Raw genomic sequence first — 22439 nt, forward strand, 5'->3', positions numbered from 1 at the left:
CGCTCCTACCGGCCGAGCCAGCCGCCGTCGACGGGGATGACCGTGCCCGAGACGTAGTCGGCCGCGGCGCTGGCGAGGAAGACCGTGGCGCCGGCGAGGTCGCCGGGCCTGCCCCAGCGCCCGGCGGGGATGCGGTCGAGAATCGCCTTGGAGCGGTCCGGGTCGTCTTGCAGCGCTTGGGTGTTGTCGGTGGCGATGTAGCCGGGGGCGATGGCGTTGACGGTGACGCCGCGGGCGGTCCACTCGTTCGCGAGGGCCCGGGTGAGCCCGGCGATGCCGGACTTGGCGGCGGCGTAGCCGGGGACGTTGATGCCGCCCTGGAAGCTCAACAGCGAGGCGGTGAAGATGATCTTCCCATGCCCGCGTTCGAGCATGGTCCGGCCGACGGCGCGGGCGAGGGCGAACTGGCTGGTGAGGTTGACCTGGAGGACCTCGTCCCAGTAGGCGTCGGGGTGCTCGGCGGCGGGGGCGCGGCGGATGGTCCCGGCGTTGTTGACGAGGATGTCGACGTCGAGGCCCGCGAGGGTCTCGCCGAGGGCGGCGACGGCCTCGGGGTCGTTGAGGTCGGCGGGCAGGGCCCGGAAGGTGCGGCCGAGAGCGGTCACGCGCTGCTCGATCGCGGAGCCTTCGGGTTCGATGGTGGCGCTGACGCCGACGACGTCGGCCCCGGCTGCGGCGAGGGCCTCGGCCATCGCGAAGCCGATGCCGCGCTTGGCGCCGGTGACGACGGCGAGGCGGCCGGTGAGGTCGAAGGGGTTCACGCGTTCTCCTGGCCTGCTTGGACGTCGATGAGGATCTTCATGGCCTCGCCGGCGGTGAGGGCGTCGAACGCGGACTGGATCTCGCTCAGCGGCACCGTGGCGGTGATGAGGGCGTCGGCGGGGATGTCGCCGGCGTCGAGCAGCTCGATGGCCTTCTCGAAGTCCTCCCTCTGGTAGACGCGGGCGCCGAGGAGGCGCAGTTCGCGCCAGAAGACGCGCTGGAGGTTGACCGGGCGCGGCTCGGGGTGGATGGCGACGACGACGAGGGTGCCGCGGACCTTGGCGTAGTCGACGGCGCCGAGGACGGCCGCGGCGGCGCCGGAGACCTCGAAGACCACGTCGGCGCCGGCACCTTCGGTCCACTCCTCGACGTACGCGACAGTGCTCTTTTCAACGGCAGTGTCGTCGCGGGGGTCGAGGACGGTGAAGCCGAGGTCGGCGATGCGCTCGCGGCGCTTGTCGTCGAGTTCGATCACGACGACCTCGGCGCCGAAGGAGCGGGCGACGGCGGCGATGAGGACGCCGATGGGGCCGCCGCCGATGACGACGGCCTTGTCGCCGGGGGCGAGTTCGGCGCGGCGCACGTCGTGGACGGCGACCGCGGTCGGCTCGACGAGGGCGGCGTGCTGGAGGGAGAGGGTGCCGGGCAGGCGCACCAGGAGGTTCGCGTCGACGTTCCAGCGGCCCTGGAGGGCGCCGGGCGAGTCGATGCCGACGAAGTCGAGGTTCTGGCAGATGTGGCGGTTGCCCGCGAGGCAGGCGGGGCAGGTCCCGTCCCAGGCGAGCGGCATGACGGTGACCGGGTCGCCGACCGCCCAGCCCTCGACGCCCTCGCCGAGCGCGGCGACCGTGCCGCTCATCTCGTGGCCGATGATCGCGGGGACGTCGACGCGGGCGTCCATGTGCCCCGAGAGGATGTGCAGGTCGGTGCCGCAGATGCCGTTGTAGGCCACGGCGATCTGCACCTGCCCGGGACCGGGCGGGGCGGGCTCGGCCTCCCCCACGGTCATGGTCCGGTTTCCTGCGTAGTGCGCGGCGAGCACGGCTGCCTCCTCAGGGCGGGTACGGATCGATCGTTGGTGAGGATCGCACAGATTCCCCGTTTGCGCAATCGTTTGATCATCGGGTGGGCGCATAGGCGATACTGGACCGATGGCGAAACTCAGCGATGTGGCCGCCCGCGCGGGCGTCTCGGTGTCGGCGGTGTCCAGGGTGCTCTCGGGCGACCCCGCGGCGCGGGTCAGCGAGGCGACCAGGGCGCGGGTCCGCAAGGCGGCCCTGGAGGTCGGCTACCACCCGAACTTCGCCGGGCGGGCGCTCAAGCTCGCGCGCACCGACGTCATCGCGCTCATCGTGCCCGACGTGACGAACGCGCTGTTCGCCGAGCTCACCCGCGGCGTGGAGGACGAGGCGGTGGCCCGCGGCTGCGTGATGCTGCTGGCCCGCAGCGAGGACATGCAGCCGGGCGGGAAGATGTTCGACCGGCTCGTCGGCGAGGGCCGGGTGGACGGCATCGTGCTCCAGCCGCGCGACGGGTCCGACCCCGAGGAGCTGGCGCGGACCGTGGGGGTGCGCGCCCCCGTGGTCACCATCCACCAGCGCATTCCCGGCGCGAGCTCGGTGGTCGTCCCCGACGCGCTCGCCGCCCGGCGCGCCACGGAGCACCTGATCGCCTTGGGGCACCGCAGGATCGGCTTCGCCGGCGGCCTCGCCGCCTCCCCGGCCGCGCAGCGGCGGGCCGAGGGGCACCTGGCGGCGCTGCTGGAGGCGGGCCTGCCGGGCGAACCGGGCCTNTGGCGCGGCTTCCGCGAGTCGGACGGGCGCGCCTCGGCGGCCGAGCTGCTCGCACTCCCCCAGCGGCCCACCGCGATCGTGGCCGCCAACGTCAACGCCGCCGTCGGGGTCCTCGCCCAGGCGCGGGCCCAGGGCGTCGCCGTCCCGCAGGAATTGTCGGTGGTCGCCGTCCACGACGCGTGGACCGCCGAGCACACCTGGCCGCCGCTGACCTGCGTGCGCATGCCGCTGTACGAGCTCGGCCGGGCCGCGGTGGCCACGCTCGCGGAGGTCGTCGACGGCGGCCCGGTGGTGCACCGGGCGGTGGACGAGCCCGAACCGGTCGTGGTCGCGAGGGCCTCGACGGCGCCTCCGGCGGCCTGACGGCGGCGGCCCCTTGCGCCGGGCTGAGGGGGCGGCTATCGTCGTCGTTTGATCAAACGTTTGCGCAACCGGCGGCGCGCCCGCGTGCGCGGAACCGAGGAGACCCCCATGACCGTCATCGAAGCCGTCGAGGCCCACGACATCCGCTTCCCCACCTCGTCCACCCTGGACGGCTCCGACGCGATGAACAAGGACGGCGACTACTCCGCCGCCTACATCGCCGTCCGCACCGACGACCCCGGCCTGTCGGGGTACGGCTTCACCTTTACCATCGGGCGCGGCAACGACATCGTCACCGCGACCGCCCTCCAGTGGGCCGTCAAGCTCATCGGCCGCGACCTCGGCACCGTGCTGGCCGACCCCGGGGCCCTCTACCGCGAGCTCCAGTCCGACTCGCAGATGCGCTGGCTGGGACCGGAGAAAGGCGTCGTCCACATCGCACTCGCGGCGGTCATGAACGCCGTCTGGGACCTCGCGGCCCGCGCCGCCGGCAAGCCGCTGTGGCGCCTGCTCGCCGACATGACGCCCGAGCAGCTCGTGGACGCCGCCGACCTGCGCTACCTCTCCGACGCCCTCACCCGCGACGAGGCCCTGGCGATCCTGCGCGCCCAGGCGCCCACCCGCGCCGCGCGCATCGCCGAACTCGAAGCCCGGGGCGGCTATCCGTGCTACACCACCAGCGCCGGGTGGCTCGGCTACAGCGACGACAAGCTCCGCCGGCTCCTCCAGGAGGCGGTCGACCAGGGCTACCGGCACGTCAAGCTCAAGGTCGGGGCCGACCTGGAGGAGGACCGGCGGCGCCTGCGCATCGCCCGCGAGGTCATCGGCTGGGACGCGAAGCTCATGATCGACGCCAACCAGGTCTGGGACGTCCCGGAGGCGATCGAGTGGGTCAACGCGCTCGCCGAGTTCAAGCCGCACTGGATCGAGGAGCCCACCAGCCCCGACGACGTCCTCGGGCACGCGGCCGTGCGCCGCGCGGTGGCCCCGGTCCGCGTCGCCACCGGGGAGCACGGCATGAACCGGGTCCTGTTCAAGCAGTTCCTCCAGGCCGAGGCGATCGACTACCTCCAGCTCGACTCCGCGCGCCTGGCGAGCGTCAACGAGATCATCGCCGTCTACCTGCTGGCCGCGAAGTTCGGCGTGCCGGTGTGCCCGCACGCGGGCGGCGTGGGCCTGTGCGAGCTGGTGCAGCACCTCTCGGTCTTCGACTTCGTGGCCGTCTCGGGGTCCTTGGAGGACAGGGTGACCGAGTACGTCGACCACCTCCACGAGCACTTCACCGACCCGTGCCTGGTGGAGAACGGCAGCTACCTGCTGCCGTCGCAGCCCGGGTACTCCGCCGAGATGCACGCCGCCTCGATCGAGGAGTTCGCGTACCCCGACGGGACCTACTGGGCGCCCCGGGTCTGACCTCACCTCCAGGCGGCCGCCAACCGCTCGTACTCGGCGGCGGTCACGGGGAGGACCACGCCGTGGCAGGGGTCGTCCGGCAGCCGGGAACCGGCGGCGGGCGACCACTCCCCCGCGGCGAGGTCGGTCGTCTCGAACGGGACGTAGCGCCGCTCGGCCGTGAACTCGTCGATCCACAGGAACCACTTGTCCTCGGTGTTCGACTTGTAGACCAGCGGGCCCTCGCCCTGGCTGATCGCGCCCAGGCCGATGCCCTCGGCCAGCGGCTTCCAGTCGGCCGCGGTCAGTGAGGCCGCGGTCTCGGAGAACACCGTCTTGCCTTTGGGGACAACGGAAGTGCGGCTGCGCTCGTCCTTGAGGAAGCGGTAGTAGACGCCGCCGTGCTCGATGACGGTGGCATCGATGGTGTGCCAGCCGCGGTCGATCCACACCCGCGGTTCGGAGAAGGTGCGGAAGTCGCGGGTGGTCGCGCACAGGATCCGGTGGTACGCCTCACCGGTGTGCGCGGCGTCCTCGTAGAGGGTCGAAGACCAGTGGACGAGGTAGGCGTCCTGCTCGGGGTCCCAGACGGCCTCGGGCGCCCACGTGTCGCCGGCCTCGGGCGGGGCGACCTCGACCAGGCGGCCCTCGCCCCAGTCCACGAGGTCCGTCGACTCCCACACCATGATGGAGCGGCTGCCGTGCCGCTGGTGGCGGTCCCAGTCGAGGCTCTTGTACAGGCACAGGTCGGTGGCGACGAGGTAGAACCGGTCGCCTTCGGGCGAGCGGACGATGTGGGGGTCGCGGACGCCGCCCTCGCCGAGCGTCGAGCGCAGGACCGGCTTGCCGCCGTTGAGATCGGCGAAGCGGAGCGGGTCGTTCCCCTCGCTCAGGGCGAAGTGGATCTGCTCGCCGTCCTCGTCCTCGCGTTTGAAGTGCGCGTAGAGGTACCCGGCGTACTCGGGTTCAGTGGACACGGATCTCCTCGATGTCGATGGGCTGCTCGGGGAAGGACACGCGGACCGCCAGCGCGGTCCGCGTCGCGAACTCGATGCGGACGGAGCGCTCGCCGCCGGGCCCGGACCGGTGGACCTGCGTGAAGGTGCGGCCGTCCGCTGCGGTCTCGACGGTCCACGGGTGGGTCGGCGGCTCGGCGAAGTCGATCTCGATCCGGTTGACCGGGTACTGGTACTCCAGGCTCGGGGCGATCCATTCGCCGGGTTCGCGGCGTGCCGCGCGCCAGGTCGAGGCGCCCGGTTCGGTGGCGTTGCCGCCCGTGTGGCCGGGGGCGGTGCTGCTGGTCTTGACCGGGCGGTAGGCCGCGAGCGACATGAAGCCGGGGACGGACGGCGGCTCGGCCAGGAACGGGGCCGGGGGCGGCAGCCGCCGCTCCGGTCCCCGCCCGGGCGTCGCCGGGCCGGTCGCGGTGAGGACGATCTCGGCCGGGGGCAGGCCCTCGACCTCGGCGCGGATGCGCTGGGGCCCTGGGAGGTAGGAGCGCATCTCGATCGCGCCGGCGCCGTCCCAGACGCTGTTGGTCTCGGGGGACAGGGTGAAGCCCGGCCCGGAGGGGAACAGTCCCCCGCCTTCCACGACGCGGAGTTCGATGGTCCGGTCGTCGGCGACGCGGACGCCGCGCTCGTCGACCAGTTCGACCTCGATCCGCGCGTCGCCGGTGCCGTCGGTCGGGATCGTCGCGGTGTCGGCGCGCAGCCGGATCCCCGCGGCCGTGCCCGGCTGCGGGAACGCGGGCGGGGCGATGCCGCGCAGGAGTTCGCGGTACCAGTAGTAGGCGCGCTTGGGCCGGCGGAAGTAGTCGGCCAGGCCCATGAGCCCGGATCCGGGGGCGACGGTCTTGTAGTGGAAGGCGCACCAGAAGATCTTCCCTGCGCGCCACGGGTAGTCGACTTCGACGCCGTGCTCCCATGCCACTTCGTACTCGCCGGGGCCGTTGCCGAGCACGCCGTGGTACTCCGACACGACGCTCGGGAAGCCGGGGTCGTGGTAGAGCTCGGCGCCGTCGCCGTTGTACCCGGCGATGTCGCCGAGCACGTCGAAACCCTTGCGCTGGGCGCCGCCGACCGCGGCGGGCCGGGTCGGGTCGAGTTCCTTCGACAGGGCCACGAGTTCGACGGTGAGGGCCTTGGCCTTGTCGGTGACCCGGTCCTCGGAGAAGAACGCCTCGTTGCCGATCGACCAGGTGATGATGCTCGGGTGGTTGCGCTGGGTGCGGATCATCTCGCGGAGCGCCCGGCGCAGGCTCTCCTCGAACTCGGGCTCGTCCTCTTCGTGGACGGGGTAGGCGCTGGCGAACCAGTAGCCTTCGACGTCTTCGCCGCCGACGCCCCAGAAGTGGAGTTCGGACCAGAACAGGACGCCTTGGCGGTCGCACTCCTCGGCGAAGAACGGGTGGTGGGGGTAGTGGGAGCCGCGGATGATGTTCATCCCCAGCTCCTTGATCATCGCGACGTCGCGGCGGATCGAGGACCGAGTGCCGGCGTCGCCCCAGCCGCCGCGGTTCTGGTGCACGTTGGCGCCGTGGAGGTCCAGGTGCTCCCCGTTGAGGAAGAAGCCCCGGTCGGCGGTGAACTCGAACCAGCGCACGCCGAAAGCGGTCTGCTGCGAGTCGCGGACGGACCCGTCCGCTGAAACGGAGGCGGTCAGGCGGTAGCGGTGCGGGTGGTCGGGGTGCCACAGGAGCGGTTTCTCAAGGGCCCCTTCGAGTTCGACCAGGATGCGGGAGCGGGCCGGGATGTGGCGGCGCACCGGGGCCATGGTCGCGACCGCGCGGTCGGGGTCGGCGATGACGGCCGCGACGGTGACCTCGACGGCGTGCGGCTCGTCGTTGACGACCTCGACTACGGCCTCCACGGTGGCGCGCTCGCGGCTCACTTCGGGGGTGGTGACGCCGACGCCGTACCAGTCGATGCGGACCCGGTCGGCGACGATGAGGCTCACGTCGCGGTAGATGCCGCCCGCGAAGCTGTAGTCGCCGCCGCGCGGGGCCAGGCGCGGGTTCCACAGGTTGTCGACCCGCACGAAGACCTCGTTCGCCCCGGCGGTGACGACCTCGGAGAGGTCGACGGTGAACGGGGTGTAGCCGCCCTCGTGGCGGCCCGCCTTGCGGCCGTTGACGAAGACCTCGCAGACCTGGAAGACGCCCAGGAACTCCAGGGCGATCCACGAGCCCAGCCAGGACTCGTCGATGGCGAGGGTCCGCCGGTAGCAGCCGTGGCCGACGTAGATGCGGTGCTCGCGGTAGTCGGGCTGCTCGAACGAGTGGGGCAGGCCGACGTCGTACCACTGCGGGTCCGGCGGTTCGAGTTCGGCGCCGGGGTGGTCCCCGTAGTCGAACGTCCAGCCGTCGTTGACGAATCGCTGCTCGCGGATCATGCGGTGCGGTGCCTTTCGGTGCGGTGGGGTGGCGGGCCGCCTCGTCGTCTTGCCCCGGAGGCGGCCCGCCCGATCAGAGGGACGGTCCTATTCGGACTCGTCCCAGGCCTGCTGGTAGATCTCGACGTACCGGTCGGCGCCGAGGTCGGTCAGGTTCTGCTGGAACTCGGCCCAGTCCTCGTCGCTGGAGATGTCGCGGACTCCGGTGACGAACTCGGCCGACGCCTGGACCACGAAGTTCTCGATGTTGGTCTGGACCGTCGCCAGCTCGGTCGCGGTCTCGCCGGTGACGCCGACCTCCCAGTACGGGAACAGCTCGTCGGACTCGTGGCCCTCGTAGAGCTTCGTGGCCTCGAACAGGCGGCGCTCGTAGCCTTCGGGCGTGTAGATGTCGGTCGCGGTGACCTGGCCGTTGCGGAACTCGGCGTCGCTGAAGAACTGCGCCATCGGACCCCAGGAGTTCTTCAGGCCCTCGCCGCTGGGCGCGGGGACGACCTCGAAGTTCGGTGCGAGCGTCTCGTCGAGCGCCACGTCCCCTTCTTCGGGGCGGACCCAGTTCTCGCCCTCGATGCCGAACTCGGCCTGGAGGTGTCCGTCGTAGGAGACCATGAAGTCCACGATCTGCATGAGCTTCTGCTGCTTGGCCTCGCTGGAGCGGTTGGTGATGACGAACGTCGCGCCGGGCGCGGCGCCCGCGCCGCCGGCGCTCCAGAACGTGTCGTCGCCGGCCGGACCGGTCAGCGGGGCGACCGCGTCGTACTGCGTGTAGCGCCCGTCCTCCTGGTTGCTGTCGACGAACCACGGGTGCATGACGGCGACCGATCCGAGGATCACGCCCTCCGCGCTGTTGCCCTTGGCCATGAGCGCTTCGCCGTTCTGCGTGAAGGCGCCCTCGTCGATCAGGCCGTCCTCGTACAGGGAGGTGACGTAGGCGATCGCGTCGCGCCACTCGTCGCGGGTCGGCTGCAGCACGACCTCGCCGTCCACGGCGCCGAGCGCCGACGGGGTCGCGGCCTCGGCGTTCGCGTACATCTCCGGGGTGTAGACGTACGGGTTCATCAGGTACGACAGGAGCGAGGCGCCGCCCGCCGCGGACAGCGGGATCTCGTCGGCCTCGCCGTTCCCGTTGGGGTCCTGGGTCTTGAAGGCCTCAAGCACCGTGCGCAGCTCGTCGGGCGTGGTGGGCTGCTCCAGGCCGAGCGTGTCGAGCCAGGCGGAGTTCATCCACAGCTTCGACGGGTACGAGCAGTGGTAGCAGTCGTTCCACGCCGGGATGCCCCAGATGTTGCCGTCCGGGGAGGTCGCCAGCTCCTCGAACCCGGGCTCCTTCTCGAACGCCGCGGTGAGGTTCGGGGTGTCCTCGCCGATGAGGTCGTCGAGCGGGACGATCACGCCCTGGCCGCCGAGCTTGACGAGTTCGTCGGCGCTGAACTGGTCGACCCACGGGATGAGCATGTAGGCGTCGGGGTAGTCGCCGCTGGCGAGGGAGATCTGCCGCTTCTCGGCGGCCGCGGTCCCGTCCCAGGTGGTGGTCTCGAACTGGAGGTCGACGTCGAACTTCTCTTCGATCACCGTCGTGAACGCGTTGTCCTCCAGGTCCTGTCCGTTCCCGGCGTCCTGGGGGGCGAAGATGGTGATCACGTCGTCCGGAGTGGTCTCCGGTTCCGAAGAGCATGCGGCGAACGCGCCGGCGGACACGGCGAGTGCCGCCCCCGCCGCTGCCGCACGGACGAATCTGCTGGTCATCGTTGACTGCCTTTCATCGAGGAGTTGCCGGGAACAAAAAGGGGTCGAACGCGAGGTCAGCCCTTCACGGAGCCGAGCATCACGCCCTTGGTGAAGTGCCTGGCCACGAACGGGTAGACGAGCAGGACCGGCACGGTGGAGACCACGATGAGCGAGAACTTCATCAGGTCGGCCATCTGCTGGGCCGCGAGCTGGTCGGCGAGGTTCGAGCCGCCGCTGTTGTTGACGATCAGGAGGTCGCGCAGCACCAGCTGCAATGGATAGAGGTCTTCGCTGCGCAGGTAGATCAGGGCGCTGAAGTAGGAGTTCCACTGCCCGATGCCGTACATGAGCGCGATGACCGCGAGGAGCGGTTTCGACAGCGGCAGCACGACCGACCACAGGAAGCGGAGGTCAGAGGCGCCGTCGAGTTGCGCCGCTTCGTAGAGCTCCCCGGGGATGGAGGAGCGGAAGAAGGTCATCGCGATGAGGACCTGCCAGGCGGCGATCGCGGTGGGCAGGATGATCGCCCAGCGGGTGTCGAGCAGGCCGAGGGCGCGCACGACCATGTAGGTCGGGATCAGCCCTCCGGAGAACAGCATCGTGAACAGGACGCCGCCGATGAGGACCTTGCGGCCCACGAGTTCGGTGCGTGAGAGCGGGTAGGCGATCATGACCGTGAGGGAGACGCTGACGAGCGTGCCGACCACGGCGTAGAACACCGAGTTGGCGAACCCGGTGAGGATGGCGTCGTTGCTCAGCACCGCCTCGTAGCCGACGAGGGTGAAGTCCACCGGCCACAGGAACACCCGCCCGCCGGAGACGGCCGCCGGGCTGGAGAAGGAGCTGGCGACGATGTTGGCGAGCGGGACGAGGACGACCAGCAGGAACGTGGTCAGGAGGATGTAGACGCCGACCATGAAGACGCGGTCGACTCGGGTGTCCTGGACCTGGGTGGACTTGCGGCGCTTGGGTTTCCGGGGTTCGGCCTCGGGCTCGGCGCGGTGCGCGGTCGTGAGGGTCATTGCAGGCGCTCCTTTCACCACAGTCCGTTGCCGGTCACGCGCTTGGACACGGTGTTGACGGCCAGGAGGAGGATGAGGTTGATGACGGAGTTGAACAGCCCGACCGCGGTCGCGAGGCTGAAGTCGGCGCTGAGCAGGCCGATCTTGTACGTGTAGGTCGCGATGATCTCGGACTGCGAGAGGTTGAGCGGGTTCTGGAGGAGGAACGCCTTCTCGAAGCCGATCGCCATGACCGATCCGACGCTGAGGATCATCACCACGACGACGGTGGGCGCGATGCCGGGCAGGTCGACGTGCCAGATCTTGCGCAGGCGGCTGGCGCCGTCGAGCCGGGCGGCCTCGTACAGGCTCGGGTCGATCCCGGCCAGCGCGGCCATGTAGATGATCGCGGAGTACCCGGCGGTCTGCCAGACGTCGCTCCAGACGTAGACGCTGCGGAACGCGTCGGGGTCGGCGAGGAGGTTCGAGTCGACGCCGAAGAAGCCCATCACGTCGGCCATGAAGCCGATCCGGGGCGAGAAGACCAGGATGAGCATCGACACGACGATCACGGTGGAGATGAAGTGCGGGGCGTAGGTGACCATCTGGACGGTGCGCTTGAAGAAGCGCGCCCGCACCTCGTTGAGGGCGAGGGCGAGGATGATCGGGACGGGGAACCCGGCGAGGAAGCCGTAGAGGCTCAGCATGAGGGTGTTGCGGATGAGGTCCCAGGCGACCGGGTTGGCGAAGAACCGCTCGAAGTGGTCGAAGCCGGCCCAGGGTGAGCCCCAGATGCCTTGGACCACGTTGTAGTCCTTGAAGGCGATCACGTTGTTGGCCATGGGGATGTACTGGAAGATGACGAAGTAGGCGACCGGCAGGACGAGCAGCGCGTACAGCTGCCAGTGCCGGCGTACGTTCCTCATGCGCGCCGCACGGCGGCGCTCCCCGTTCATGACATCCACGCCCGCTCCTTCGCGATCCGGCTCCGTGAATGTTCACGGTAAACGGAGCACTGAAGGGCGTCAATACGCGAGCGCCATAAACATCAGATCTTTAGGTGAATGATGGTATCGACCGAGTAACAGAACTGTCAATTATGACGCTTTGTCCATTGAAACTGACACTGAGTTCACCATTGATCGGATGTTTCGACGCCCGATGCCGCCGATCTTGATATCGATCTATTTACATATAGAACGCTCATCGCTACCCTGGGCTCAGGCTTCCTGACGTTTCGCTGAAAATATCGAACGTTTCGGAGCCCTGCATCCACGAGCGACCCCAGGGCGCGCACGGGCGCGGCCGGAGAGGTTCCCCCATGACCACACCGATCCTGAGGCGGAGGCGGCGGTTCACCGCGCTCGCGCTGGCGTTCGCGTTCGCGGCGGCCGCGCTGAGCCCGGTCGCCGAGCCGTCGCCCTCCCCGGCACAGGCCGACAACCCGATCGTCCAGACCATCTACACCGCCGACCCCGCGCCGCTGGTGTACAACGGCCGCGTCTACCTCTACACCGGGCACGACGAGGACGGCTCGACCTGGTTCACCATGAAGGAGTGGCGGGTCTGGTCCTCCGACGACATGGTCAACTGGACCGACCACGGCTCGCCGCTGAACCTAGACACCTTCAGCTGGGCCCGCCAGGACGCCTGGGCCGGCCAGGCCGTCGAGCGGAACGGCAAGTTCTACTGGTACGTGCCGGTCATCAATGACGCCACCGGCAGGCCCGCCATCGGGGTCGCCGTCGCCGACAGCCCGACCGGCCCGTTCCGGGACGCCCTCGGGCGGCCGCTGGTCCAGAACGGCGAGATCGACCCGACGGTCTTCATCGACACCGACGGGCAGGCGTACCTGTACTGGGGCAACCCGAACCTGTGGTACGTGAAGCTCAACGCGGACATGATCTCGTACTCGGGCTCGCCCACCCAGATCCCGCTCACGACGCAGGGCTTCGGCACGCGGCCCGGGAGCACCGAGCGGCCGACCCTCTACGAGGAGGGGCCGTGGGTCTACAAGCGGGGTTCCCTGTACTACAACGTGTTCGCGGCGAAGTGCTGCTCGGAGTTCATCGCGTACTCGACGGCGCCCAGTCCGACCGGGCCGTGGACGTACCGGGGGACGGTCATGCCGACGCAGGGGTCGAGCTTCACCAACCATCCCGGGATCGTCGACTTCAAGGGGAGCTCGTACTTCTTCTACCACAACGGGGCCCTGCCGGGCGGCGGCGGTTTCACGCGGTCGGTGGCCGTGGAGAAGTTCACGTACAACGCCGACGGGACGATCCCGCAGATCAACATGACCACCGTCGGGGTGCCGCAGGTCGGGGTCCTCAATCCCTATGTGCGCCAGGAGGCCGAGACGATCGCCTGGGAGACCGGGGTGGAGACCGAGCGCGCCGGTGCGGGCGGGATGAACGTCGGCTGGATCGAGAACGGCGACTGGATCAAGGTGAAGGGCGCCGCGTTCGGGACCGGTGCGACCTCGTTCACCGCGCGGGTGGCCTCGGCGACGGCCGGGGGCCGGATCGAGGTGCGGCTCGACGGTTCGAACGGGCCGCTGGTCGGCACGTGCACGGTGTCGGGCACGGGCGGCTGGCAGACCTGGTCGAGCGTGTCGTGCCCGGTGAGCGGCGCGACGGGGACGCATGACCTGTACCTCCGGTTCGCCGGCGGCAGCGGCTACCTGTTCAATGTGGACTGGTGGCGGTTCGCCGCCTAGGGGCGCAGCGGAGCGGGCCTCCCGCGAGGGAGGCCCGCTCTGCGGCGCCGGGCACTGAGTCGGCGCCGTTCATCAGGTCAGACGAGGGTCCACTTCTGCGCGGCCGAGCCGTTGCAGCTCGCCAGGACCACGAGGGTCCCGTTGGCGGTGCCGCCGCCGGAGGTCCCCAGGCACAGGCCCGAGGCGACGCCGGTGACGGTGCCGTCGGAGTTGACGTTCCACTGCTGGTTCGTCCCGCCGTGGCAGTCCCAGATGATCACCCGCGTGCCGGGGGCGGTGGCGGCGCCCTCGGCGTCGAGGCACTTGCCGCCGTAGACGCTCAGCTGCCTGGAGGCGGTGACGGTCCACTGCTGGTTGGAACCGGTGTGGCAGTCCCACAGCTGGGTGGTCGCGCCGTTCGCCGTGGACTGGGCCGAGACGTCGAGGCAGCGGTTCGCCGCGTTGTTGCGGACCTGGTCGGTGTTCGCGGGCGGGGTGGAGCCGAACTGGCTGATGAACGACCAGACCTCGCCCTTGACCCAGCTGCGGGCGCCGCTCTCGCAGCCGGTGCAGCCGTCGACCGGGCCCTGCTGGTGCCCGCCGTCGAACGCGGCCCAGCGGACCGGTTCGCCTGCGCGGCACGAGTAGTTGGTGGTGATGTGGCGGCCGCTGCCGGAGGCGGGCTCCTGCGGGCTCAGCGACGAGCAGCCGTTGTTGGCGACGAACCGGTCGCGCATCGACCGGGCGTTCGGCATGCTGTCGGTGACGCCCTGGATGCCGAAGTACGCCACCGAACCGGTGCCGCCGCTGCAACCGCTGACCGGTCCCGGGACGGCGATCGCGATGACGGCGCGGAACACGTCGGGCCGGGCGCACGCGAGCGCGTAGCTCATCGCCCCGCCGTAGCTGAAGCCCAGGGAGAACCGCTGGGTCTCGTCGACGCAGAGGTCGGCCTCGATCCGGCGGATCATGTCGTCGAAGAAGACGACGTCGCGGCCGTTGGTGTTGGCCCAGGCGTTGTCGAGGCCCTGCGGGGCGACGAAGATCGCCGAGCCGCCCGCCAGCGCGTCGAGCCCGTAGTGGGCGTAGACGGCGCCGTCGGAGCCGCCGGAGGCGACGTCGTTGGCGGTGCCGCCCCACCAGTGGTTGCCGAAGATGAGCTTGTGGGGCTTGTTGCGGTCGTAGCCGGCCGGGACCTTGAGGATGAACGTGCGGTTCTGGCCGCTGCTCTGGATGGTGTGGGTGCCGCTGGAGAGGGTCGGGGCCTTGCCGCAGCCGGTGCTGGCGGCGGCGGACACGTCGGCCGCGGGCGCGGCGGGGGTGTCGGCGGCCGTCGCCGTCGCACCCCCGGTCAGCGCCAGGACGGTCGCGGCCGCGAGGCACGCGAGGACGGATCTGAATCTCGACATCGGACGAAACTCCTTGGTGGTCAGGCTCGTAGGAGACTGCGCGGTGGTCGGGCATCGCATGAGAGGTCCGTCAGGAGGGCGCGGCCGGGTATCGACTGGAATCGCTCCCAATCGAGGCGGGGATCTGGCCGTGCAATGCCTTGAATATTGACGCTAGTCTATATAGATTGGATGTATGCGGTCAATACCCGAGCGGTTTCCGATATCTGCGGCCCTATGTCCGTGCGCTGCAGCGGGATTCATCGGATCTTTGCGCGGTCGTTCAGCGCGCGAGGCGGTCCGGGTCGCCCTGCTCGCCGCGGCGCACCAGCCACGCGTCGGTGATGTGGGCGAACATCGCCGCGGCGGCGCCCTCGCTGTCGCGGGCGGCGATGCGCTCAAAGATGCGCCGGTGGCCGCGGTTCGAGGCCGTGCACAGGGACCGGTCGGTCCGTCCCATGTAGCTGGCGGTGTTGATGACCTGGCTCTCCAGGGAGCGGACGACGGCGCGGGCGATGCGGTTGCCGGAGGCGCGCATGACGGTGTCGTGGAAGGCGCGGTCGTGCTCGTGGTAGGACTCCGGGTCGTCCACGAGCTGGTCCATGCGGTCGACGAGCTCCCTCATCCGGTCGACGGCCGCCGAGTCGGCGACGCGGGCGGCCACGTCGGCCATGTCGGACTCCAGGAGGCGGCGGGTGACGACGAGGTCGTCGAGGACCCCGAGGGTGTCGTCCTCGTCGATGGTCGCGGCCAGCACCAGCTCGTCGATCATGTTCCAGGAGGTCGAGGGGAGCACCTGGGTGCCGGACCCCTGCCTGATGCGGACCAGGCCCTTCTCCTGGAGGACCTTGACGGCCTCGCGGACCACGGTGCGGCTCACCGAGAACGCCTCGCACAGGGCGTGCTCGGCCGGGAGCGCCGAGCCGGCGGGGTAGTCGCCGCGGACGACGCGCTGCACGAGTTCGGCGGTGACGGCCTTGGCCAGGTTGGTCGGTCGCCGCGCCCAGTCGGGCCGCACCGGACCGTCGGTCGCCGGTGGCTGCACTGTCGTCATCGGACCTCCGTGGGTCGCCGCGCCGGTCGGACGCGGTCGAGACATCAATATACATCACTCCATTGACGTAAGACGTCATACAAGTTACGTTCATTGGCGACCCTGCGAGCCGGACCCCCCGGCCACCCCCACGGAGAGTGAACCTGCAATGAAGCGACGAGCACTGTGGTCGACCGCCCTCATCGCGCCGCTGGCGCTGTACGGCTGCGGCAGCGCCGCGGCACCCGACTCCTCCCCCGGCGGGGGCGACGGCACGCTGGTGGTCTGGGACTGGAAGTCCGGGGACGCGACCGCCGAGTCCTACATCGAGGCGGCCAGGGCCGACTTCGCCGAGCAGCACCCCGACGTCGAGGTCGAGTTCGTGGCCCAGCCGTTCGACCAGTACTACAACCTGCTGGGCACCGCGATCCAGTCCGGCGAGGGCCCGGACGTCATGCTCTTCAACGGCGGCGGCCAGCTGCGCGACCGCACCGACGCCCTGCTGCCCCTTGAGGACTACCTCGCCGAGGACACCGAGCGCCTGGCCGGGTGGGAGGCGTTCTCCGACGGCGGGCACGTCTACGCCGCGCCCGTCACCTTGCAGGGCCACCCGCTCTACTACAACAAGGCGCTCTACGAGCAGGCCGGCCTCGACCCCGAGGCGCCCGCCGCCACCTGGGAGGAGTTCCTCGCCGACTGCGCCCGGATCGAGGAGGCCACCGGCGCCACCTGCTTCGCCATGGGCAACAAGGAGGGCTACGGGATCCAGTTCTTCCTCTCAGGGCTGGGCCCGGGCGTCCTCACCCCCGAGGAGTACGACGCGTGGATCGCCGGGGACCGCGACTGGACCTCGCCGGGCGTCAAGCAGGTCTTCGAGATGTGGGTCGAGGCCGAGACGGCCGGGCTCAACAACGACGGCGTCAACTCCACCGCGATGTTCAACGACGAGTTCGCGCTCTTCGACTCCGGAGAGGCCGCCCACGTCATCGGGCTCATGTCCGACGTGGGCCACTGGAAGGAGTTCGGCGAGTTCATCGGCGCCGAGAACGTCGGCGTCATGCCGGCCCCGGTCGCGAGCGCCGGTGCGGTGCCGGTCATGCCGTACGACGGCGGTATCGGCTACGGCGTCGCCGAGTGGACCGAGGACCCCGAGCTCGCCGCCGACCTCGTCCGGTCGCTGACCTCGACCGCGGCACTGGAGGCGTTCTACGCCGACGCCGGCGCGATCGCGGCCGACACCACCATCGACGCCTCCGGCGCCGGACCGGCCACCGCCGCCATCGTCGCGCAGCTGCCGACCGGCAGGCCCGCGCTGCACGTGGCGCTGTCGGCCGAGACGCTGGAGCTCATGGGGCGCCTGTCGCAGCAGCTGCTGAGCGGCTCGGTCACCGTCGACGACGCGCTGGCGCAGCTGGCCGAGAGCGACCAGTGACCGTGCTCAACGAAGACGTGCCGATCGGAACTCCGCCGCCCCCGGCCGGACCCACCGTGGTCGGGCCCGCCGGGGAGACTGCACGAGCGGCGGACCGAGAGGCTCGGGGGCGTCGGCGCGGGAAGAACCAGCGATTCCCCCGCGCCGACCGCCTCGCCCCCTACGTCCTGGTGGCGCCCGCGGTCCTCATCATCGCCGGACTTCGCCTGTACCCCTTGGCACTCGGCGTCAACTTCTCCTTCACCGGGGACGGCGACCGCAACGGCCAGAACGTCGGGCTGGACAACTACGCGGCCCTGTTCGACGACCCGCTGTTCCGCGAGTCCATGGGGAACGTGGGCCTGCTCGTGCTGCTCCTGCCGGTGGCCGTGGCGGTCCCGGGCGCCCTCGCGACGTTCGTCTACCTGCGGGTGCCCGGGCACCGGGTCTACCGCAGCGTCTACTTCTTCCCCGCGGTCCTGTCGCCGGTGATCATCGGGGCGATCTTCAACCTCCTGCTCGCCTTCGACGGCCCGGCCAACACCGTCCTCGGGACCGTCGGGCTCGGGCCGGTCGACTGGCTCGGCGACCCCGACGTCGCCATGTTCGCCGTCGTGGGCGTCCACATCTGGGCGACCTTCGGCATGGGCCTGGTGGTGTTCCTCGCCGGGTTCGCCACCTTGGACACCTCGCTCATCGACGCCGCGCGCGTCGACGGCGCCTCGCTGCCGCTGGTGGTCAGGCACGTCATCGTCCCGGGGCTGGCGCGCACCATCCAGTTCGTCGTCGTCACCACCATGATCGGGATGCTCACCTCGATGTTCGGGCTGCTGTACGTCATGACCGGCGGCGGGCCGGAAGGCTCGACCTACCTGCCGGAGTACTACATCTGGTTCCAGCAGGGCCAGATGAGCCGCCCCGCGCTCGCCTCAGCCGCGTCCACAGTGCTCTTCGCCGTGATGCTCGTGGTCGGGATGCTCCAGCTCGCGATCCTGCGCCGCTCGGGGAGGGAGGACTGATGGCACCCCTGCGCGCGGGGCGATGGCTCGCCGCGATCCCCATGGCCGCCTTGGCGATCGCCACCGTGTACCCGCTGCTGTTCACCGCGAACGTCGCCATGAAGACCCGCCACGAGTACGTGCTCGACCGCTTCGCCCCGGCCGAGGGGCTCCGGTGGGACGCGTTCGTCACGGCCTGGACGAGCGCCGACATGGGCCGCTACCTCCTGAACTCGGTCATCGTCGTCACCGGCGCGGTCGCACTGCTGCTCCTGGCCGGGTCGATGGCGGGCTTCGCGCTGAGCCGCCTGCGGTTCCGCGGCTCGCGGGTGCTGTACCTCGGCTGCCTCGCGGCCCTGTTCATCCCGTTCCAGGTCATCATGGTCCCGTTGGCGCGCACCATGGGCCAGGCCGGGCTCATCGACACCTACCCGGGGCTCATCCTCGCGTACACCGCGCAGTTCCTGCCGTTCACGGTGTTCCTGATGACCGGGTACTACAGCGGCATCCCGGCCGAGATCGTCGACGCGGCCCGGATCGACGGGAACTCGCTGTACGGGGTCTACGGGCGGATCATGCTGCCGCTGGGGCGGCCCGCGCTCCTGTCGGTCGGCATCCTCGACGCCCTGTTCTGCTGGAACGACGTGCTCATCGCGCTGCTGATGATGCCCTCGGCCGAGCACCGGACCCTCATGGTCGGCGTGACCTCGCTGCGCGGGCAGTACTCCGCGGACATCCCCACGTTCGCCGGCGGCGTGCTCATCGCCGCGGTGCCGGTCCTCGTCCTCTACCTGTTCTTCCAGCGCCAGATCGCCTCCGGCGTCACCGCCGGCTCCACGAAGGGATGACATGCGGATCACCGGTTACCGCACGCTGACGACCATCCAGGAGTGGGCGCGGCCCGTCGGGGACGCCAACGGCGTCTTCGAGGACGGCGTCACCACGCTCCCGGTGGTCCTGGTCGACACCGACGAGGGCGCAACCGGCGTCGGACTCGGCTCGCACGCCGGACTGGAGGGCGTCTTCGCCGCCATCGAGGGCGAGGACCCGCGGGCCGTCACCGCGCTGTACGACCGGATGCTGCGCCGCGCCTTCAAGGCCGGGCACGCGGGCGCGGTGTTCGGGACCATCGGCGCGCTCGACACCGCCCTGTGGGACCTCAAGGCGCAGGCCGCGGACGAGCCGCTGTGGCGGCTGCTGGGCGGGCGCGACCGGGTGGTGCCCGCTTATGCGTCGGGGCTCGACATCGGACTGGGCGACGAGGACCTGGTCGCGGCCTACGGCGTCTACGCCGAGCGGGGCCTGCGGGCGGCGAAGCTCAAGGGCGGCTTGGACGTCGAGGCCGACCGGCGGCGGCTCACGCTGGTGCGGGACGTGCTCGCCGAGGCGGGCGGCGGCGCGCGGCCGGGCCTCATGCTCGACGCGAACGAGGCGTGGTCGCGCAAGCAGGCCGTCCGCCACGTCCGCGAACTCGAACGGACCCTTGACCTCGCGTGGATCGAGGAGCCGGTGCGGCGCTGGGACGCCGAAGGACTCGCCGTCGTCCAACGTGGAGTCAAGGCCGCGGTGGCGAGCGGCGAGAACCTCACCGGCCTGGAGCAGTACGGGCCGCTGCTGAAGGCCGGGGGGCTCGACATCGTCCAGACCGCCGCGGTCGGGGGCGTCACCCACTTCCTGCGCGTCGCCGCGCTCGCGCACGCGCACGACCTGCCCGTCAGCCCCATCGGGAACATCCCGGTCGGGCTCCTCCACGCCGCCACCGCGGTCCCCAACCACCTGGTGAGCGAGCTCCAGGACCTGCGGCCCCCTGTCGGCATCACCGCCGACCTCGACATCGAGGACGGCGCGTTCGTCCTCGGCGACTCCCCCGGCCTCGGCCTGACGGTCTACAAGGGCGCGATCGCCGAGCTCGGCCTGCGCCCGGCCCCGGCCGACCCCGCCGGACCCGCGGTCCGGCCCGAACGCGCCGGACTGCGCCTGCTCGCGAGCGAGCACTGACGATCCCCGATCCGACACTCTGGAAAGGACAAGCAATGCGGCACTCAACGCCGAGGCGCCTCCGCGCACCCGCCATGGCGGCGGCCCTGCTCATCGCCACCACCGGCCTCCTCGCGGGCCCGGGCGCTTCCCCGGCACTCGCCCAGACCCAGTACGACTTCCACGTCTCCCCCACCGGCAGCGACACCAACGCCGGAACCTCCGCCCAGCCGTTCAAGACCCTGACGAAGGCGCAGGAGCGCGCCCGGCAGGCCGCCGCCGCAGGCGACGGCGACGTCACCGTCACCCTCACCAATGGGACGTACCGGCTCAGCGCCCCGCTGCGGTTCAACGCCGGCGACTCCGGACGCAACGGCCACACCGTGACCTGGCAGGCCGCCGCCGGGGCCGACCCCGTGATCACCGGGGCCCAGGCCGTCACCGGCTGGGTCCTCGACGACGCCGCGACCGGGGTCTACCGGGCCGACGTCGGCACCGGCTTCGACACCCGGCAGCTCTACGTCGACGGCGTCCAGGCCCAGCGGGCCCGCACCGGCATCGCCGCCTCGGACCTGACGCTCAACGCCACCGGGTTCACCCTCAACAACGGGAACTTCGACTACCTCGCGTCGCTGCCCGCGCAGCAGCGCATCGAGTTCCAGGCGCTCCTGTCCTTCACCAACCGGTTCGCGCCCGTCCAGAGCGTCAGCGGCCGCACCGTGACCATGCAGCAGCCCGCCTGGAACAACAACACCTACGGGTACGACGCGATCCAGAACCCGTTCCGCACCCCGCAGTTCTTCCTGCTCAACTCCAAGCGCTTCCTCGACCAGGCCGGCGAGTGGTACCTGGACACGGCCGCCGGGCGGCTCTACTACAAGCCCCTTGCGGGACAGAGCATGTCGACCGCGAAGGTCGAACTGCCGCGCCTGGAGACGCTCATCGAGGTCGGCGGCACCTACGACCAGCCGGTACGCGCGCTCGAATTCTCCGGGCTCACCTTCACCGGCACCTCCTGGCTCGACCCCGGCAACGCCAACGGGTACGCGAACCAGCAGACCGGCACGTTCATCACCGGCGTCCAGGCCAACCGGCCCGCCGACGCGTTCACCTCGTGCCGGTCCGGCTGCCGCGGCTTCGAGGCCGCGCGCAACGGCTGGGCGCAGGTCCCCGCCGCCGTCCAGGTCTCGGCCGCCGATGGGATCACCTTCGCGGACAACACCTTCACCAACCTCGGCTCGGTCGGCCTCGGCGTCGGCAACGACGCCAACGCGCACAGCACCGGCGTCGGCCTCGGCGCCAGGAACATCCTCGTCTCCGGCAACACCTTCACCGCGAGCGCCGGCGGCGGCATCGTGGTCGGCGGGGTCAGACCCGACGCCCACCACCCCTCCGACACGCGGATGCTCAACAGCGACATCGAGATCAGCGACAACAGCGTGTACGCGACCGCGGTCGAGTACCTCGACCACGCCGCGATCCTCGCCACCTACGGCACCCGGATCACCATCGCCCACAACTACGTCTCCGACATGCCCTACAGCGGCATCAACGTCGGATTCGGCTGGGGCGCCAACGATCCGGGCGGCAGCCCCGAGTACCAGGCCCGGGGCCTGTACGACTTCCAGCCGGTCTACCAGACCGCGACGACCCTGCGGGAAGTCCACGTCACCGGCAACCACGTCCGCAACGTCGTGGAGACGCTGTGGGACGCCGGGTGCATCTACTCGCTGTCGGCCCACCCGGCCAGCACCATCAGCGGGAACTACTGCGAGAACAGCGGGCAGCTCGGCCTGTACTTCGACGAGGGCTCGCGGTACTTCAGCGCGACCGGGAACGTCTTCCGCAACACCGCCGGGCAGTGGGCCCACGCCAACAACCAGAACAGCAACCGCACCGGCGACATGGTGCTGACCGGGAACTACACCACCAACTCGGCGATCACCGGGCTCGTGGACGGCCAGCGCGGCAACACCGTCCGGAGCAACACGACGTTCAGCGCGTCCAACATCCCGGCCGGGGCGGCCGCGATCATCGCGGCGGCGGGACCGGACGGCGACGGCGGGGGGACCACCACGGGCGGGCTGCGCTCGGTGAGCGCGGGCCGGTGCCTGGACGTGCCGAACCAGTCGACGACGAACGGGACGCAGCTCCAGATCTACGACTGCTGGACCGGGGTGAACCAGCAGTGGACCTACACGGCCGCAGGCGAGTTCACCGTGTACGCGGACGGGTCGCGGCGCTGCCTGGACGCGTCGGGCGGCGACACGGCCAACGGCACCGCGGCCATCATCTGGACCTGCCACGGCGGCACGAATCAGCGGTGGAACCGGGGCGTCGACGGCACGATCACCAGCGCCGGGTCGGGGCTGTGCCTGGACGTGAACAACAACGGCACCGCCAACGGCACGCAGGTGATCCTGTGGACGTGCAACGGCGGCGCGAACCAGCGGTGGACCGCTGTCTGAGTCCTTTGAGGGCGCCTGCGGCCCCGCGCGAGGC

At 70.5% G+C, this 22439-nt stretch carries 17 protein-coding genes; 8 read left to right on the forward strand and 9 right to left on the reverse strand.

From position 1 onward, the window contains the following. Positions 1–5 precede the first annotated feature (5 nt). Together DI269_RS08320 and DI269_RS08325 are read right to left on the reverse strand one after the other, a co-directional pair. Positions 6–761, reverse strand: coding sequence for an SDR family oxidoreductase (locus DI269_RS08320; RefSeq protein WP_112134644.1), 756 nt, complete (start codon positions 759–761; stop codon positions 6–8). Next, positions 758–1804 carry a zinc-dependent alcohol dehydrogenase gene (locus DI269_RS08325; protein WP_112134646.1) on the reverse strand — a complete coding sequence of 349 codons (1047 nt, stop codon included), beginning with the start codon at positions 1802–1804 and terminating at the stop codon, positions 758–760. The genes DI269_RS08320 and DI269_RS08325 overlap by 4 nt, the downstream gene beginning before the upstream one ends. Positions 1805–1913: 109 nt before the next feature. On the opposite strand from DI269_RS08325, the gene DI269_RS08330 reads away from it, so the two are divergent. Then, entirely contained in the window at positions 1914–2918 is a 1005-nt protein-coding gene (locus DI269_RS08330; protein ID WP_112134648.1) for a LacI family DNA-binding transcriptional regulator, read from the forward strand. Positions 2919–3026: 108 nt separating this feature from the next. Next, positions 3027–4331, forward strand: a complete 1305-nt coding sequence (locus DI269_RS08335; protein ID WP_112134650.1) for an L-fuconate dehydratase — start codon at positions 3027–3029, stop codon at positions 4329–4331. Between the two features lie 2 nt (positions 4332–4333). On the opposite strand, the gene DI269_RS08340 is transcribed toward DI269_RS08335, so the two are convergent. From DI269_RS08340 to DI269_RS08360, 5 genes are all read right to left on the reverse strand, one after another. Beyond that, positions 4334–5287, reverse strand: a complete 954-nt coding sequence (locus DI269_RS08340) for a glycoside hydrolase family 43 protein (protein WP_112134652.1) — start codon at positions 5285–5287, stop codon at positions 4334–4336. Further along, positions 5277–7703 carry a glycoside hydrolase family 2 protein gene (locus DI269_RS08345; protein ID WP_112134654.1) on the reverse strand — a complete coding sequence of 809 codons (2427 nt, stop codon included), beginning with the start codon at positions 7701–7703 and terminating at the stop codon, positions 5277–5279. Before DI269_RS08345 ends, DI269_RS08340 begins: the two co-directional genes overlap by 11 nt. An 87-nt stretch (positions 7704–7790) precedes the next feature. Then, positions 7791–9449, reverse strand: a complete 1659-nt coding sequence (locus DI269_RS08350; RefSeq protein ID WP_112134656.1) for a type 2 periplasmic-binding domain-containing protein — start codon at positions 9447–9449, stop codon at positions 7791–7793. Between the two features lie 56 nt (positions 9450–9505). After that, positions 9506–10453, reverse strand: coding sequence for a carbohydrate ABC transporter permease (locus tag DI269_RS08355; RefSeq protein ID WP_112134658.1), 948 nt, complete (start codon positions 10451–10453; stop codon positions 9506–9508). A gap of 14 nt (positions 10454–10467) precedes the next feature. Then, complete coding sequence (locus DI269_RS08360) at positions 10468–11388, reverse strand: ABC transporter permease (RefSeq protein ID WP_112134660.1); 921 nt, start codon at positions 11386–11388, stop codon at positions 10468–10470. 365 nt (positions 11389–11753) lie between these two features. Between DI269_RS08360 and DI269_RS08365 the strand changes: the two genes are divergently transcribed. Beyond that, positions 11754–13151, forward strand: a complete 1398-nt coding sequence (locus DI269_RS08365; RefSeq protein ID WP_112134662.1) for a glycoside hydrolase family 43 protein — start codon at positions 11754–11756, stop codon at positions 13149–13151. 77 nt (positions 13152–13228) lie between these two features. Here the strand turns inward: DI269_RS08365 and DI269_RS08370 are convergent, their stop codons facing one another. Beyond that, positions 13229–14539, reverse strand: a complete 1311-nt coding sequence (locus tag DI269_RS08370; RefSeq protein ID WP_112134664.1) for a ricin-type beta-trefoil lectin domain protein — start codon at positions 14537–14539, stop codon at positions 13229–13231. Positions 14540–14801: 262 nt separating this feature from the next. After that, the gene (locus tag DI269_RS08375; RefSeq protein ID WP_112134666.1) at positions 14802–15572 is read right to left on the reverse strand and encodes a FadR/GntR family transcriptional regulator; all 771 of its coding nucleotides are present in this window, start codon (positions 15570–15572) and stop codon (positions 14802–14804) included. Positions 15573–15720: 148 nt separating this feature from the next. Between DI269_RS08375 and DI269_RS08380 the strand changes: the two genes are divergently transcribed. From DI269_RS08380 to DI269_RS08400, 5 genes are all read left to right on the forward strand, one after another. After that, the gene (locus tag DI269_RS08380; RefSeq protein ID WP_112134668.1) at positions 15721–16983 is read left to right on the forward strand and encodes an ABC transporter substrate-binding protein; all 1263 of its coding nucleotides are present in this window, start codon (positions 15721–15723) and stop codon (positions 16981–16983) included. A 167-nt stretch (positions 16984–17150) separates the two neighbouring features. Beyond that, complete coding sequence (locus tag DI269_RS08385) at positions 17151–17981, forward strand: carbohydrate ABC transporter permease (protein WP_408612278.1); 831 nt, start codon at positions 17151–17153, stop codon at positions 17979–17981. Beyond that, entirely contained in the window at positions 17981–18808 is an 828-nt protein-coding gene (locus tag DI269_RS08390; RefSeq protein ID WP_112134670.1) for a carbohydrate ABC transporter permease, read from the forward strand. The genes DI269_RS08385 and DI269_RS08390 overlap by 1 nt, the downstream gene beginning before the upstream one ends. Before the next feature lies 1 nt (position 18809). After that, positions 18810–19958, forward strand: a complete 1149-nt coding sequence (locus DI269_RS08395; RefSeq protein ID WP_112134672.1) for a mandelate racemase/muconate lactonizing enzyme family protein — start codon at positions 18810–18812, stop codon at positions 19956–19958. 35 nt (positions 19959–19993) lie between these two features. Next, entirely contained in the window at positions 19994–22405 is a 2412-nt protein-coding gene (locus DI269_RS08400; RefSeq protein WP_112134674.1) for an RICIN domain-containing protein, read from the forward strand. The last annotated feature ends 34 nt before the right edge of the window (positions 22406–22439 follow it).

This window comes from Glycomyces dulcitolivorans (assembly GCF_003265355.1).
Lineage (GTDB): Bacteria > Actinomycetota > Actinomycetes > Mycobacteriales > Micromonosporaceae > Glycomyces > Glycomyces dulcitolivorans.